A 15,974-nucleotide genomic window follows, 5' to 3' on the forward strand; every position below is an offset into this window, starting at 1 on the left:
CCCCTTGTTCGAAAGCCTGAACGCTTTCGTTTAAAACCCACACAAAACATTGGTAAAAATATTTAAAATTTTTCTTGGGTTTCTATACATAAATGTCGGAAATATTGGCATAATTAGACCCAACGTCAAACTTCATATTGCAAAGGTATTGAGATGAAAATCAGTCTTTCCCGCGAGAATCTTTTAAAAGTTCTTCAAACGGTCGGCGGCGTAGTCGAAAAACGTCAAACGATGCCGATTCTGGCCAATATCCTGTTTCAGGTCAGCCAGAATTCCTTGACCGTCACCGCGTCGGATTTGGAAATCGAAACCCGTGCCACGACCGAGTTGGAAAGCAGCGATGGCGATTTCAGCGTCACCTTGCCGGCCGTGAAACTCATCAGCATCGTGCGCTCACTGCCGGACGGGCTGACCATCTTGCTGGAGTTTGAAGAAATGCGTTGCCAATTATCGGCCGGTCGTTCCCGCTTCAAGCTTTCCACCTTGCCGGCAGACGATTTCCCGACCATCGATTTGACGCAAACCGAATTGTCCTTCTCCATGGCGCAGAACCAATTGAAGCAACTGATTCACAATACCGCTTTCGCCATGGCCAGCCAGGACGTCCGTTTCTACCTGAACGGGATGCTGTTTGACATCAGCAACCAGACTTTACGCGTGGTGGCCACCGACGGCCACCGTTTATCGACTTGCTCAACCTTGTTGGAAACGGAAGGGCTGACCGCCACCCAAGCGATTCTGCCACGTAAAGGCGTGCTGGAATTGCAAAAACTGATTGACGACGACGACAGCCTGATTGCCTTCGCTCTGGCGAAAAACTACCTGACGGTGCAATTCGAAGAAACGGTGTTCACCTGTAAACTGGTGGACGGCCGCTTCCCGGACTTCAAGCGCGTCTTACCGCAGCACAACGACCAACTGGTGCAAACCGACCGTGAGTTGCTGCGCAGCCTGTTACAACGCGCCGCCATCCTGTCGAACGACAAATTCAAAGGCATCCGCTTGGCGCTGACCCAGAACCTGTTGGCGGTACACGCGCAAAACTCGGATCAGGACGAATCGCACGAAGACATGGCGATTGATTACAACGGCACAGAAATGGAAATCGGCTTCAACGTCAACTACCTATTGGACGTACTGAACTCCATGCACGAAGAAGCCGTCACCCTGTACATGAAAGACGCCAACAGCAGCTGCATGGTCGATACCCAAAACGAAACCTGCCACTGCCAGCACGTCATCATGCCAATGCGTCTCTAGTCGCGTTCCAACCGGCGCACACCCAAGCGCCGGGCTATTTTCCCGTCCTGTCCGTTCCCAATTCCCTTTTTCACGAGTGTGAATCGTGTCGAAAATTCAGCAATTACAACTTCGCCATTTCCGCAATATCGACCAGGCCTGCCTGTCGTTCGGTGACGGCTTAAATGTGATTGTCGGCGACAACGCCGCCGGAAAAACCGCCTTAATCGAAGCCATCTGGGTGTTGGCCTCGGGGCGCTCTTTCCGCACCGCCAAACCCGAACACCTCATCCAACGTGACCAAACGGAAACCGTGCTGTTTTGCGAAGTTTCCGACGGCGAACACCCCCATAAAATCGGTCTGTCCCGTTCCCTCGACAAAGTGACCTTGAAAGTGGATGGCGAAACACTGCGCAACCAAGCGGAAATGGCCGCCAAACTGCCCGTGCAATTGCTCACCCCCGAAAGCCACCGCCTTTTGGAAGAGGGCCCGAAAGCCCGACGCCAATTCATGGATTGGGGCTGCTTTCACCATGACGCTGATTTCATCCACCTTTGGCGCACCTATCGGCGCACCTTGAAACAGCGCAACCATGCCCTGAAGCGGAAACTGCCCGCCAACCAGGCGCGTCTGTGGGATCAACAACTGATTGACACCGCCGAGCGAATCGACCGAATCCGCGCCGCCTACATCTCCGACCTGACGCCTTATCTGGTGGAATTCTGTCAGGCGCTGATGCCGGAAGTCCGTGCCCAACCGGCCTGCCATTATCAACCCGGCTGGCCGAAAAGTGCCGACAGCTATGCCCAATTGCTGGACGAACACTATCCGAAAGACGCCATGCAGGGCCACACCCAATACGGCAGCCATCGCGCCGACATCAAATTCCGCTTTGATGGCCAGGATGCCATGATGACTTTATCCCGCGGCCAACAAAAACTGTTTGTCTGCGCTCTGTTGTTGGCCCAAGCCAGTCTCTATGAAAAGCACAGCGGCAAACCGGTCATTATGCTCATTGACGACCTGCCAGCCGAGCTCGACGCCAAGCACCGTGAAACCCTGTTGAAGCTGCTGGATTTATTGCATATCCAGCACATTCTGACCAGCACCGCCGACGACCTGATTCCGATTCTAAACCCGGAAAACGCTCGCCGATGGCAGATTGAAAACGGTCGGCTCCTTGACCGGCCAAATACCTAAACGCACCAGGCCTGGCGCTTTTCATCCCTCAATAATGCCCCATACATCATTCGCCATCTCCGGCTAAAAAGCTTTAGAATAGTAAACACTTGTTAATGGCGCGACGCCAACATTCTCTGAGAAGATCGTAACCGACACTATGGACAAACTACTGCTTGTTGAAGACGAAGCCCTTTTGGTTGACCGCCTCAAAACCAATCTAACCCAGGCCGGTTACATTGTGGATGCGGCTCTGGATGGAGACGAAGCGACCTACTTACTGAATGAATACAATTACGATCTCATCATTCTCGACCTCGGGTTACCCAAAAAACCCGGTTTAGCGGTTCTCGAAGGACTGCGCCAAGCTCAAAACCCGACGCCGGTATTGATTCTGACCGCTCGCAATACCTGGCAAGAACGCGTGGAAGGCTTGAAAAAAGGGGCCGACGATTATCTCGGCAAACCTTTCCATTTCGAAGAATTGCTGGCACGCATCGAAGTGCTACTGAAACGCCCGGCGCAAACACGCGACGATAAGCTCAAGGTCAACGGCTTTGAATTGGACTTAAACCGGCGTGAACTAAAAAGCGAGCAGGGTACTTTCGCCCTGACCAAAACGGAGTTTGCTTTGCTGAAAACTTTTTTCAATCAACCTTACCGGGTGTTTTCCAAAGACCAGCTAATGCAACGCCTCGGCGACCACACCCACGAACGCGAAAGCAATGTCATCGAAGTCTACATCCGCAAACTGCGCCAATACCTCGGCAAAGAAGCCATTGAAACCCTACGCGGCCAAGGCTACCGTTTCGTCGGCCAGGGAGACGCGACGTGAAATCCATCGAAAAACAACTCAACCTGTCGCTGGCCGCCAGCATCCTGCTGATTTTCCTGATTTTCTGGTGGTTGTCGGTGTTCACCATTCACCACTTGACCGAAGACTACATCCTGACGCGCCTGGAACATGATACCTTGTCGATTGAAAAACACCTCAATCGCACCGGTCAGGGCAAACAACTACCGCAAGTCGATTACGATGCCATCAACCCAATTTACGCCCAGCCAGATTCCGGTCATTATTTCGTCATTCAATTCGGCGACCGGTTTGTGAAGTCACGTTCTTTAAGCGATTATCCGTTGTATCTCAAAAAAAGTTCACACCTTATCAGCCATTATGAGACCAAAGGACCGGCGGAAACCACCATTCTGGTCCGGCGCTTTGTCGGCCATTACCAAGGTCAACCGATGACCCTCTACGTCGCCGAAGACCACAGCCCCATCCAGCGCACCTTAAAAGTCTTCGATATTATGGTAGGCCTGTTTGCTTTGATGACACTTACTTTGTTGTATTTGAGCCAACGGCACTTGCTGCGCAAAGGTTTTAAACGTCTGGAACCGATTCAAGTCGCCCTGGCCAATCTACAGAAAGGCGAAGCCACGCAATTGGATCCGGCCGATTACCCATCGGAAGTCAGCGACCTGATTAGTAGCCTGAATCAGGCCATTCTCAGCGCCAGCGCGCAACTGCAAAAATCCCGCCAATCCAACGCCAATCTGGCGCACAGCTTAAAAACACCGCTGAACCTTATCTACCAATTGTTGGAAGACCCGGCGCTGGCAGAGCACACCGAATTGAAAGCCACCTTAAAAGATCAGGCCCAAAAAATCCACGCCCGGATCGAAAGCGAACTGCAAAAAGCCCGCCTCGCCTCAGGCACGCTCTCGGTTCAACCCTTTTCCCTGACCGAACATCTGCCAGACCTGGTCGATTCTTTACAACAGCTTTACCCTCATATGCACTTTAACCTCACCGAAACCAACCGGCCTGGCGCGTTACTGCCCATGGAGAAGGAAGATGGATTCGAGTTATTAGGCAATCTGCTCGACAACGCCGCCAAATTCGGGCGACGGCACGTTTATATCGAGATTCAAACTCTGGCACAACCGACCATTATCATCGAAGACGACGGCCCCGGAGTGCCATCAGACCAGCTCGAAGCCATCCAAACCCGCGGGCACCGGCTGGACGAATCGGTCGATGGGCACGGCATCGGTTTATCCATCGTCAAACAGGTCGCCGATGCGTACGGAATAACCATGCAATTCGACACGTCCAAACACGGCGGCTTAAAAGTCACCCTGCGCTTTTAAAGTCGCTTCTAAGAAGTGGACGCCAATTTTGCTTTGTCAAACAATCGTCTTCGGCTATGATGATTTCAGGCGTTGAGGAGAAGCGACATGAAAATCGAAATGAAGCTCGGGATGGATCAGGCCACCCAACTCATCCAACAAATTAAAGTGGAAACAGTTCCGCCGGAAATTTATCAGCTCGAAGCGCTGATGGAAGCCGAACAGCCTAATGCCAACGACATTGCTCATTTAATTTCCAAACACCCGGAACTGCTCGGCGATTTTCTCAGTCTCACCAATAAAGTACTGAAACGGCCCCAGGAAGACCTCATTCTGGAACCTCTGGCGGCGGTGAATCTATTGGGCTTACAGGAAATCCAACACCTGTTTCTCAGCGCCTACCTCAAAAAACAACTGCCCACCTGCGACCAAGACCGCAAAATCATTCTCCACAGCATGCGTTCCGGCCTGGCTGCCGCCGAACTGTCCTATTGGGTAAATGAGATTGAGCGCACTGAAGCCTATTTGATTGCCTTTATGCAAGACATCGGTGCCATCTTCATCATGCGGCACGATTTCGATCATTATACCCAAACCTACCTGAACGCCCAGCTCAACCAACCGTTCACCGGTTATCAAGCGGAGTTCGACCATTATCAGACGGCGCATACCTTTGTCGGCAGTGTGATTGCCCGGCGTTGGCATCTCAGCGATTTGCTGAGTAAATCCTTGCTGCTTCACCACCAGAATGAACTGGAAAGCGTGCAAGCCTATGCACCGAAAGTCGCCAAAATGGTCGCCATCATTCAGGTCGCCAACTACCTGGTATTCAAAACTTTTTCCGACCATTACATGACCGAGGAACTGCAACAGAGTTTCGAACACGCCCGCACCTTTCTGGAGTTACCGGACAACGCCATCGATGCCGCCGAAGCCGCTTTGAAAAAATGGGGCGACGACGATCACCTGCATTTTTCCAGTCATTAAGTAACCTCTGATTGAATCGACAAAATCACCAGGCCTGGCGATTATCGTGATTGAGCTCTTCTTAACCGGGCCTTTGGCTTTTTTTTAACTTTTTTCGTTTTTTCAGCTTCAATTCAGTTTCCTTTTCTAAGATAGCCACCTTCAATCAACCATAGGGTGAATTATGAAAGCGTTTTGGTTACTGGTGGGGCTGAGTGCCTACTCCTCTCTTGGCTGGGCGGTGACGTATGGCGAATTGCTGCCCAATGTCATGGCCAAATTACCGGAAACACAGCAATTAAACGACTATCAGGCGTTGTCGAAAGCCAACCGTCAGGCCGCGGACAGCTGGATTCCCGGTGAAGTTGAACTGAACCTCAAACACGAAAACGACGGTTTAACCGGCGATAAAGGCTTCCGATCCTGGGAGGGTGGCGCCACCTTCCCGATTTGGTGGCCGGGCCAATCCAGTCACCAGTCCGCCATCGGCGACGGTTACCAACAACAAACCCAAACCGGCCAAACCCAACTGGCATTAATGGCTTCCAAACAATTACGCCAAGTGGTATGGCAAGCCAAAAAAGCGGCCATGCGCCTTAAATTCGGCCATAAAAACCTGCGACAAACCCAAGCCCTGGTGAGTTTTGTCAAACAAAAAGTCGACGCCGGCGAAAGCCCGAAGTTCGACCTACTGCTGGCGCAAAAATCGCTTTATGATGTTGAAAAACGCCTGACGCAACTGCAAGCGGACTATGATGTCGCCCTGCAACATTACCAATATTGGACGCAACAAACCGAACTGCCATCGCCCTTGGCCGAAACCTTAGTTGCGTCGGCACCGGCCTTGGAAAATCACCCGGATGTGCAATGGCTAAACGCTCGTCAAAAAACCGAAAAAGCACGCTTGGACCTGGCCGAGGCCAGCCGCCACAGCAACCCGAATCTGTATTTGGCGGCGAAAAACGAGCGCGACGACCAAACATCCGATAACAGCATCCTCATCGCCGAAATTCGAATCCCGATCGGCAGCAACCCCATGGCTCCGACACGCATCGCTGAACAACGTCAGCAGCTTTCACAAAGCCAAATGGCGCTGGCTCGCATGAAGCAGCAGTTGAAAATGACCCAGTTCCAGGCGCGCCAAAAACTGCAAGCCGCGCAAAAAAGTGAACAATTGGCCGCCGAACAAAATACGTTGGCGGAAGAAGCCATGCGTTTGGCGCAAATGGCTTACCAGGAAGGGGAAACGTCCATCCAAAACCTTTTACAAATGAAACAACAGTATTTTGACGACAAACTGAATTTTAAACTGGCCCGGCTGAATCGCCTGGAAGCCATCGCTAACCTGAATCAAGCCTTGGGAGTTCGCCTGAAATGAAGCCATCTATCCTGTCTTTGACATCCGCTTTTCGTACCTTGACCCTCGGAGCCGTTTCACTGGGCGCCGTTCTTTTCTGGCAACCCGCTTCAGCCACATCGCTGGACGTCAGCGCCGAAAAACAAGCTTCCTTGGGCATTCAAACCGCACCGCTCCAACAGATAAACACCTACCCGGGCGTGAGCTATCCGGGTGAAGCCATTATTCCGCCCAATCAAACATTTCTGGTGACCGCCCCTCTATCCGGCCTGGTGACCAAAATCATTCATATTCACGGCCCGATTACGACCGGAGACGTCATTGCCGAACTGCAAAGCCCGGAGTTGCTGAACGCCCAGAAGAACTATCTCAACACTCTCTCGGACCTGCAGGCCGCTCAATCGGAACTAAACCGGGCCCAAAAATTAATGAAGACGGGGGTGGTTTCGGCCAAAAAATACCAACAGGCAGAAGCCAACCTGAAAAAATTCCGCCAGATTCAACGCCAGCAACGTCAAGATTTGGCGTTACTTGGCATGGCCCCAAGCGCCATCGACGCCTTGGAAAAAGGCCATAAACTGCAACCCGCTGTCGTGCAAATCACCGCACCGGTTGACGGGGAATTGTTCGATTTGCAAATTCGGGTCGGCCAACGCCTGACCACCAATCAACCGATTATCTCCATCGGCCAGATTGAACCGATTGTGGTCGAATCGCGTGTGCCGATTCAAGCCGCCAGACTGCTTTCGTTCAAACAAAAAGCGCGCTTGGCCTCTCCGGATTTGATTGGCGAAATCGAATACATTCCCAATTTCAGCGACCCGATGACACAAACCATGAATGTCCACATCGAGTTCGCCAATAACGAACATCAATTGCGCCCCGGTCAGTTAGTGACGTTGAGCTTTCTGTTTGAGGCCGAGCCGAATACGCCGCTGTACGTCATTCCGCGCGGGGCCATCAGCCGTTACGACAACCAAGATGTGGTTTACCTACGCCAAGGCACCCGCATTCAGGTACAGCCAATTGAGGTGAAAAACATCACCGGCAACCTGCTGTATTTCACCACGGCCGAGCCGTTACCCACCAATACCGAAATATTGGTTGAAAGCACCGCGGCCGTCAAAGGGCTTCTGGAAACGGCCGAAGGAGGCGAATAAATGAATCGCATCGCCCAATTTTTTCTCACCCAACGTATGCTGGTGGTGTTGCTGATTTTCGGCATCGTCTCCGGCGGCTGGATGGCGTTCCAAAAAACGCCGATTGACGCCTTCCCGGATGTTTCGCCGGTGCAGGTAAAAATCATTCTGAAAGCGCCCGGCATGACCCCGAATGAAGTGGAGCAACGCATCATTGCACCGCTGGAAATGGAATTGCTCGGCATTCCAAACCAAACCAGTCTGCGCTCGCTGGCCAAATACGCCATTGCCGACATCACATTGGACTTCGAAGAAGGCACCGATGTTTACTGGGCCCGTCAACAAGTGGCAGAACGACTCGGCAATGTGGATTTGCCCTCCGGTGTATCGGGCGGGATATCGCCCTTGTCGACCCCATTGAGTGACGTCTTTATGTTCACCATCGACGGCGACACCCTCAACAACCAGGAAAAACGCGGCCTGTTGGACTGGGTTATTCGCCCCGCCCTGCGTTCTGTACCTGGCGTGGCGGATGTCAATGCACTGGGTGGTTTCGTCAAGGTGTTCAGCGTACAACCCAATTTTGAAAAACTGCAAGCCTATGAAATCACGCTTTCCGAATTGGCCGATGCCGTACGCCAAAACAACCAGAACGATGGTGCCGGTCGCCTGAATCAAGGAGAAGAAGTTTTGTTGGTGCGCACCGAAGGCAACCTGACGTCGGTGGAAGACATCGAAAACATCGTCGTTTCGCACCAAAACGATGTGTCGGTCACGGTCAAAGACCTTGCCGATGTTAAAATCGATTCCTTGTATCGCAACGGTGCCGTCACCACCAATGGCGAAAGCGAAGCGGTTCAAGGTTTGGTCATCGCCCTGCGCGGTGCCAATGCCAAAGAAGTCATTCGAGGCGTGACAGAACGCCTTGAAGAACTGAAGTCGGCCTTGCCCCATGGCATCAGTATCAATCCATTCTACAGCCGGAGTGCTTTGGTAGACCGCGCCATTTACACCGTTTCCAAAGCCTTAGTGGAAGCGGTCGTCCTTGTCGTATTGGTTCTGCTGTTATTCCTCGGCAACTTGCGCGCGGCCATCACGGTGGCGCTGATTTTACCGCTATCGGCATTGATGACGTTTATCTTAATGAACCTGTACGGTTTGTCGGCGAACCTGATGTCATTGGGGGGGCTGGCCATTGCCGTGGGGATGCTGGTGGATGCCGCCGTGGTGGTGGTGGAAAACATCGTCACCACCCAGGAAAAAGACCGCGCCGGCTTGCCGAAGCTGCATCTAATTTACCGCGCCTTGCAGGAAGTGATGGTGCCGGTGGTGTCCGGAATTCTAATCATCATGACCGTTTTCCTGCCATTACTGACACTGGAAGGCCTGGAAGGCAAACTGTTCGTGCCGGTGGCCCTGACGATTATCTTCGCGCTCGGCAGTTCCTTGCTGCTTTCCTTAACGGTCATCCCAACACTCGCTTCGTTTATTTTGGGTAAACCCTCCCATAAAGAGCCTTGGTTGATTCGCAAACTGACACAAGTCTATCGCCCGGCTCTAACGTGGAGCCTGGCCCACGATAAACTGGTCATCGGCCTGGCTGTCGGCGCTCTGGCATTCGCCGGGTTTGTTTATACCCAAGTCGGGAAAACCTTTATGCCGCAGATGGACGAAGGCAACATTATTCTGCAAATTGAAAAGATTCCGTCCATCGGCTTAAAAGAAACGGTGCGGATGGATTTGCGCATCCAGAAAAAATTGATGGCCGAAGTGCCGGAAATCACCCGTATCGTCGCCCGTGTCGGTTCAGATGAACTGGGCTTGGATCCGATGAGCTTGAACGACACCGACACCTTCATGGTCCTGAAGCCGAAAGACGAGTGGCGCATGGACACCAAAGAAGAATTGATCGACGCCATTCGTACGGTGATGGAACAGCAATTCCCGGGCATTAATTTCGCCTTTACCCAGCCAATTCAAATGCGGGTGGACGAAATGCTGACCGGCGCACGGGGGGACATCGCCATCAAGATTTTCGGCGAATCGCAGGGCACTCTGAATCAACTGGCCGATACCTTAGTGGAGCGCGTCAAAACCCTACCGGGCGCGGTGGACGTTTACACGCCGCGTAACGAAGGATCGCGTTATCTGCAACTGAAAGTGAATCGTTTGATGGCCGGACGTTTAGGCTTGACCGTCTCCGATGTCGAAGAATTGCTCCGCACTCAGGTCGAGGGACTGCCGGTCGGCATCATTTACGAAGGCATTCGTCAGACGCCGCTCATTATCCGTGGCCCGGAATCGACCAAGCAATCGAAAATCGAAATGCTGCAACAACCCATCAGCCTGTCCGACGGGCGTACCGTGCTTTTGAATCAATTGGTCGACGCCGAGGAAATTTCCGGGCCGGTTTCGGTGAGCCGTGAACAAGGTAAACGCTACGCGACGGTGATCGCTAATGTCTCAGGCCGCGATTTGGTGAGCTTCGTGGAAGACGCCAAATTGGAAGCGACGGCCATGAACGTCCCGGCCGGCTATTACTTCGAGTGGGGCGGTCAGTTCGAGAACCAACAACGCGCAGCCGCCAAACTCGGCGTGGTGGTGCCCATCGCACTGGTGCTGATTTTCATTATTTTGTTCAGTACCTTCCAATCGATGACGCAGGCGCTGATGGTACTGGTCAACATTCCATTCGCGCTGATCGGCGGCATCCTGGCGCTGTGGTTCACCGGCGAATACCTATCGGTTCCGGCGTCGGTCGGATTCATCGCCCTGCTCGGCATCGCCGTCTTGAACGGCGTGGTGATGATCAGTTACTTCAACCAATTGATTGCCAACGGTTTGGCCATCTCCGAGGCGGTGGTGGAAGGCGCCTTGCGACGCCTGCGCCCGGTTCTGATGACCGCCTCCATCGCCGCGCTGGGATTGGTGCCGCTGGTACTCGCGACCGGCCCTGGCTCGGAAATTCAGCGCCCCTTGGCCATCGTGGTCATCGGCGGCTTGATGACATCCACTCTGTTGACCCTGATGATTCTGCCAATCATCTATCGCCGATTCGGTTTGGGGTCACTTGATATAAAACCGGCCAAGGAGGTGACGGAATGAACACCATGACTCATGCACAGGACGCCGTGCGCCTGCAATTGATCATCGACCACAAATGGCACCATGATTTGACGGATCAATTACTGACCTATAATCCGGCGGTGCCGTTTCACCTGTATGAAGTGAATTCCTATCACCAGCAGCAAACCTTGCAGGGTACCCACGAAAAGGTCTCCGGTTATCAGCTGAAAATGGTGCTGGACATCCAAACCACCTTGGCCGATTATCCGAGTGTTTTACAGCACTTGAAAGAAGCGGTGCCCAAGGTCAAACTGCGCTATGAAGTCATTCCATGCCATGCGCGGGGATTGATTTAAGTTCTCTGAAAAATGCCCAGGCCTCTATATTTTTTTGGCTAGGGGCATTTTCCACCCAATGCTGCTCTCTGTTTTCGCCTTTCCGCGGTGGCATCTTCATAAGGTTTTCAGACTTTCCAGTTGTGTTTATTCGTCGAGATTCGGATAATACCTCACAATTGAACAAAAAATTCATCGTTGAAGGATACCATCATGCGTCACTTACTGATTCCATTCGTGTTTATATTCAGCGCATTAGGCGTTTCCGCCCAGGCCTGGGCGGATGAATACCGCGAAACCGTCGATATGTTCCGTGAGGCCAAAGCACCGCAGCCTTACTTCAAGAGCGCCTATGGTTATGCGGTTTTCCCAACCATCGGCAAAGGCGGTTTTATCGTGGGCGGTGCCTACGGCGAGGGACGTGTATACCAACACCATAAATACATGGGCACCACCAGCATGGCACAAGCCTCCGTCGGCTTCCAACTGGGCGGACAAGCCTATAGCCAGATCATCTTTTTTGAAGATCAGCGCGCCTATGACGAATTCACCAGTGGCAACTTTGAATTCAGTGCCCAAGCGACCGTTGTCGCCATTACAGCGGGGGCTTCGGCCGAAGCCGGCACAAAAGGCACCGGCGCCTCCGTCAGCGGCGGGCAAAACAACGCCCGCACCTCCGCTGACTATTATCGCGGCATGGCGACCTTCATCATCGCTAAAGGCGGCCTGATGTATGAAGCCTCGCTGGCCGGACAAAAATTTACCTTTACGCCGAAATAGGATTTGAATGGGCCACCGCTCAAGCTACGCTTCTCTTTTCATCTTAGCCAGCGCGCTGCTATTGAGCGCCTGCTCAACACCGTCACCCAAACCGGAAGCACCGGTACCGCCGTTGACGACACTGTATGACTATCAACTCATCGACAGCACCAGCGGACAGCCCATTTCGCTTCAGGCTTTGGTGGCGTCTTTGAAAGACATGGATGTGGTCTTTATCGGCGAACTCCACGGCAACCAGGCTTCGCATCTGCTGGAAGCGCAATTGCAGGCGAAGCTCTATCAGCAGCGTCCGAATCAGGTGGTCTCACTGGAACAGTTCAACCGCGATCAGCAAGTGGTGCTAAACCGTTATCTGGACGGTGAGATCGGTGAAAAGACTTTGATTGAAGACGCACCGGCCTGGTCAAATTACGCTGGCAGTTATCGGCCGATCATTGAGTTCGCCAAACAGCATTTTCTGCCGGTCATCGCCGCCAACGCACCCGCTCAAACGGTGCGCTGCGTGGGACGACAAGGCCAAGCCTATCTCCCCAAACTGACCCAGGATGAACGCCAACAAGTGGCCCAGGAAACGTTTTACAGCGACCCGGCCTATGCCGATAAGTTCGCTGAGTTTATGGCGAAATCCCGGCATGGACAATCCGATCAACCGACCGCCGCGCCGGAAAGCAATCCGGCGTATCTAGCGCAGTTGGTGCGTGACAACACCATGGCCGAATCGATTTTCAAGGCACTGAAGCGATACCCTGAAGCCCAAATTGTGCATTTAAACGGCGCTTTTCACAGCGACAACTTCCTCGGCACGGTCTCCGCATTGAAGCATTTGAACCCCACATTAAAAATCGCCGTTATCAGTCCGGTCGTGGTGGATGACCCGCAAACACCCAGTTTTAACCAAGCGGATTTAGCGAAAGGCAATGCCATTTATTTGATTCAGGCACAACCGCAGGATTATGTGCAAGCCGCCAAACGCCGTGCCGCGTTCAAAAAGATGTTCGACAAAGCCGATGCCAAACCTTGCCGCTAGGCTAGGTGCTCATTTCGCCTAAGGTTTCACATGAAACCCAATTTGGAGAGAGCTTTGAAAAACACCCAGGCCTAGTCTGTTTTTAGCTCGAATGTTTCACAAATTTGCACCGACCATTTGCCCCAAATCCACCGTCCGAACCGGATTTTTTCGACTTTTTGATTCCTTAAAAAATCAGTGACTTAACCCCATAAAAACGGCCCAACCTTAAGCGCTACAAAAAAATGCGATTTGTGGTAAAATTGCTTGGCTAATTTTGCACCTTAACCCCATAAAAACAACAATGTGAAGATACTCATTTATGACTCAAGAAGCTGAAAATCCGATTCAACCAGAATACGATTCTTCCTCGATTAAAGTCCTGAAAGGACTGGATGCAGTTCGTAAGCGCCCGGGGATGTATATCGGTGACACAGACGATGGAACCGGTCTGCACCATATGGTTTTCGAGGTGGTCGATAACGGGATCGATGAAGCCCTCGCCGGCCACTGCGACAAAGTCATTGTCACCATCCATACCGACGGTTCGGTTTCCGTTACCGATAACGGACGCGGTATTCCGGTCGGCCTTCACGAAGAAGAAGGCGTTTCAGCAGCGGAAGTCATTATGACGGTTCTGCACGCCGGGGGTAAATTCGACGATAACTCCTACAAGGTCTCCGGTGGGTTGCACGGGGTTGGGGTCTCCGTGGTCAACGCCCTGTCCGAAGAGTTACACTTGACCATCAAGCGTGAAGGCCATGTCTGGAAACAAACCTACCGTCACGGGGTACCGGACGCACCGCTTGAAGCGGTTGAAGAGACTGAAGAAACCGGTACGGAAATTCGCTTTCTTCCGAGCAAAGAAACCTTCACCAACAAAACCGAATTCAGTTTCGACTATTTGTTGAAGCGCCTGCGCGAACTCTCATTCCTCAACTCAGGTGTCCACATCGAGTTGATCGACAAGCGCGATGACCGTCATGAAGTCTTTGAATTCGACGGTGGTATTCGTGCGTTTGTGGATTACATCAATACCAACAAAACACCGATCAACGAGAAAGTATTCTACTTTTCCACCGTAAAAGACGACATTACAGTGGAAGTGGCCATGCAATGGTCCGAAGCCTATCAGGAAGCCATTTACTGCTTTACCAACAACATTCCTCAGCGCGACGGCGGGACACATATGTCCGGCTTCCGTGCCGCTTTGACGCGGACATTGAACCAATACGCGGAAAAAGAAGGGCTAACCAAAAAATACAAAATGAGCGTTTCCGGCGATGACGCCCGTGAAGGTTTGGCGGCCGTTATCTCCGTCAAAGTACCGGACCCGAAATTCTCGTCACAGACCAAAGATAAACTGGTGTCTTCCGAAGTGAAGTCCGCCGTGGAAACCGCTATGAACGAAAAATTAGCGGAATTCCTGTTGGAAAACCCGAAAGACGCCCAATCGGTCTTCGCCAAAATCGTCGATGCCGCCCGTGCCCGTGAAGCGGCGCGTAAAGCCCGTGAAATGACTCGTCGTAAAGGCGCTTTGGACATCGCCGGCCTACCCGGCAAGTTGGCCGATTGCCAGGAAAAAGATCCGGCCAAATCCGAATTGTACCTGGTGGAGGGTGACTCCGCCGGTGGCTCGGCCAAGCAAGGGCGCGATCGACGCACCCAAGCCATTTTGCCGTTGAAAGGAAAAATCCTCAACGTCGAAAAAGCCCGCTTTGATAAGATGCTGGCCTCCGCCGAAGTCGGTACCCTGATCACCGCTCTCGGTTGCGGTATCGGTCACGAAGAATACAACCCGGACAAACTGCGTTACCATCGCATTATCATCATGACGGATGCCGACGTGGACGGCTCTCACATTCGTACTTTGCTGTTGACCTTCTTCTATCGTCAAATGCCGGAATTGGTCGAACGTGGTTACATTTACATTGCCCAACCGCCACTTTACAAAGTGAAAAAAGGCAAGCAAGAAGCCTATTTGAAAGACGATGCCGAACTGGAAAACTACCTGCTTCAGTCCGCGTTGAACGACGCGGCACTGTACACGGCCCAGGACGCACCGGTCATCCAAGGCGTGGCGCTTGAAAACCTCGCCAAAAACTTCTTGCAGAGCAACCGCATCATTGACCGTTTAGCGAGACGTTTCAGCAAAACGTTCCTGGAGCTGATGCTGGACCTGGAAGCAGTCGAGGTCAGCCTGTTGGACGACCATGCCGCTTGCGAGAAGTGGGTGGCCGCAGCCCTGCCACGTTTAAGAGCGATTGGCGAGAACCAAAAGGTCGAATACCAACTACAGGTCGAACCGGCTTTACAGGGCGAAACAAAATTTCAAATCAGACTGCAACAACGTGAGCACGGCACACTGAGTTCGCAAGTCTATGACGAAGACTTCTTTGCTGCGGCGGAATATGAACAAATTGCAAACGTTGCCACTGAACTAAAAGGGCTACTGAGCGATTCGGCTTATATCCAACGCGGTGAAAAACAAGAAGCGGTTTCACACTTCAAAGATGCCATGGACTGGCTACTCGCTGAGGCAAAACGTGGCCAAAGCATTCAACGTTACAAAGGTTTGGGTGAAATGAACCCCGAACAGCTATGGGAAACCACGATGAATGCCGAGGCTCGACGCCTTTTGCAAGTGACAATTTCTGATGCGATCCAGGCTGACCAGGTATTTACCACCTTAATGGGGGACGAAGTGGAACCCCGACGTGAGTTCATCGAATCCAATGCCCTTCAGGCAGAAAATATCGACGTATAACGCGATTCC

At 52.3% G+C, this 15,974-nt stretch carries 12 protein-coding genes; all 12 read left to right on the forward strand.

Annotation, left to right across the window (positions count from 1 at the left end):
- The first annotated feature begins 153 nt into the window (after positions 1-153).
- On the forward strand, positions 154-1,260 hold the full coding sequence (gene dnaN, locus AC0KH7_RS11650; RefSeq protein WP_472373599.1) for a DNA polymerase III subunit beta: 1,107 nt from the start codon (positions 154-156) through the stop codon (positions 1,258-1,260).
- An 85-nt stretch (positions 1,261-1,345) separates the two neighbouring features.
- The gene (recF, locus tag AC0KH7_RS11655) at positions 1,346-2,440 is read left to right on the forward strand and encodes a DNA replication/repair protein RecF (RefSeq protein ID WP_472373601.1); all 1,095 of its coding nucleotides are present in this window, start codon (positions 1,346-1,348) and stop codon (positions 2,438-2,440) included.
- Between the two features lie 139 nt (positions 2,441-2,579).
- The gene (locus tag AC0KH7_RS11660) at positions 2,580-3,254 is read left to right on the forward strand and encodes a response regulator transcription factor (protein ID WP_472373603.1); all 675 of its coding nucleotides are present in this window, start codon (positions 2,580-2,582) and stop codon (positions 3,252-3,254) included.
- Positions 3,251-4,570, forward strand: a complete 1,320-nt coding sequence (locus AC0KH7_RS11665) for a sensor histidine kinase (RefSeq protein WP_472373605.1) — start codon at positions 3,251-3,253, stop codon at positions 4,568-4,570. Before AC0KH7_RS11660 ends, AC0KH7_RS11665 begins: the two co-directional genes overlap by 4 nt.
- A gap of 87 nt (positions 4,571-4,657) precedes the next feature.
- Positions 4,658-5,536, forward strand: coding sequence for an HDOD domain-containing protein (locus AC0KH7_RS11670; protein ID WP_472373607.1), 879 nt, complete (start codon positions 4,658-4,660; stop codon positions 5,534-5,536).
- Between the two features lie 163 nt (positions 5,537-5,699).
- Positions 5,700-6,893 (forward strand): TolC family protein, encoded by a 1,194-nt coding sequence (locus tag AC0KH7_RS11675; protein ID WP_472373609.1) that lies wholly within the window; start codon positions 5,700-5,702, stop codon positions 6,891-6,893.
- Complete coding sequence (locus AC0KH7_RS11680; RefSeq protein WP_472373611.1) at positions 6,890-8,032, forward strand: efflux RND transporter periplasmic adaptor subunit; 1,143 nt, start codon at positions 6,890-6,892, stop codon at positions 8,030-8,032. The genes AC0KH7_RS11675 and AC0KH7_RS11680 overlap by 4 nt, the downstream gene beginning before the upstream one ends.
- Positions 8,033-11,116, forward strand: a complete 3,084-nt coding sequence (locus AC0KH7_RS11685; RefSeq protein WP_472373613.1) for an efflux RND transporter permease subunit — start codon at positions 8,033-8,035, stop codon at positions 11,114-11,116.
- Positions 11,113-11,433, forward strand: coding sequence for a DUF3240 family protein (locus tag AC0KH7_RS11690; RefSeq protein WP_472373614.1), 321 nt, complete (start codon positions 11,113-11,115; stop codon positions 11,431-11,433). The genes AC0KH7_RS11685 and AC0KH7_RS11690 overlap by 4 nt, the downstream gene beginning before the upstream one ends.
- Before the next feature lie 192 nt (positions 11,434-11,625).
- Positions 11,626-12,192 carry a lipid-binding SYLF domain-containing protein gene (locus AC0KH7_RS11695; RefSeq protein ID WP_127119028.1) on the forward strand — a complete coding sequence of 189 codons (567 nt, stop codon included), beginning with the start codon at positions 11,626-11,628 and terminating at the stop codon, positions 12,190-12,192.
- A gap of 7 nt (positions 12,193-12,199) precedes the next feature.
- Positions 12,200-13,219, forward strand: a complete 1,020-nt coding sequence (locus AC0KH7_RS11700; RefSeq protein ID WP_472373615.1) for a ChaN family lipoprotein — start codon at positions 12,200-12,202, stop codon at positions 13,217-13,219.
- Between the two features lie 301 nt (positions 13,220-13,520).
- Entirely contained in the window at positions 13,521-15,965 is a 2,445-nt protein-coding gene (gene gyrB, locus AC0KH7_RS11705; protein ID WP_472373616.1) for a DNA topoisomerase (ATP-hydrolyzing) subunit B, read from the forward strand.
- Positions 15,966-15,974: the final 9 nt, after the last annotated feature.

The organism is Hydrogenovibrio sp. (genome assembly GCF_965140365.1).
Taxonomy (GTDB): domain Bacteria; phylum Pseudomonadota; class Gammaproteobacteria; order Thiomicrospirales; family Thiomicrospiraceae; genus Hydrogenovibrio.

Excerpts from the sequence above, each read along its gene's own strand:
- AC0KH7_RS11685 (WP_472373613.1), top strand. The coding sequence starts at position 8,033 with ATGAATCGCATCGCCCAATTTTTTCTCACCCAACGTATGCTGGTGGTG.
- gyrB (WP_472373616.1), top strand. The coding sequence starts at position 13,521 with ATGACTCAAGAAGCTGAAAATCCGATTCAACCAGAATACGATTCTTCC.
- AC0KH7_RS11695 (WP_127119028.1), top strand. The coding sequence starts at position 11,626 with ATGCGTCACTTACTGATTCCATTCGTGTTTATATTCAGCGCATTAGGC.
- AC0KH7_RS11700 (WP_472373615.1), top strand. The coding sequence starts at position 12,200 with ATGGGCCACCGCTCAAGCTACGCTTCTCTTTTCATCTTAGCCAGCGCG.
- dnaN (WP_472373599.1), top strand. The coding sequence starts at position 154 with ATGAAAATCAGTCTTTCCCGCGAGAATCTTTTAAAAGTTCTTCAAACG.
- AC0KH7_RS11675 (WP_472373609.1), top strand. The coding sequence starts at position 5,700 with ATGAAAGCGTTTTGGTTACTGGTGGGGCTGAGTGCCTACTCCTCTCTT.
- AC0KH7_RS11680 (WP_472373611.1), top strand. The coding sequence starts at position 6,890 with ATGAAGCCATCTATCCTGTCTTTGACATCCGCTTTTCGTACCTTGACC.
- AC0KH7_RS11670 (WP_472373607.1), top strand. The coding sequence starts at position 4,658 with ATGAAAATCGAAATGAAGCTCGGGATGGATCAGGCCACCCAACTCATC.
- AC0KH7_RS11660 (WP_472373603.1), top strand. The coding sequence starts at position 2,580 with ATGGACAAACTACTGCTTGTTGAAGACGAAGCCCTTTTGGTTGACCGC.
- AC0KH7_RS11690 (WP_472373614.1), top strand. The coding sequence starts at position 11,113 with ATGAACACCATGACTCATGCACAGGACGCCGTGCGCCTGCAATTGATC.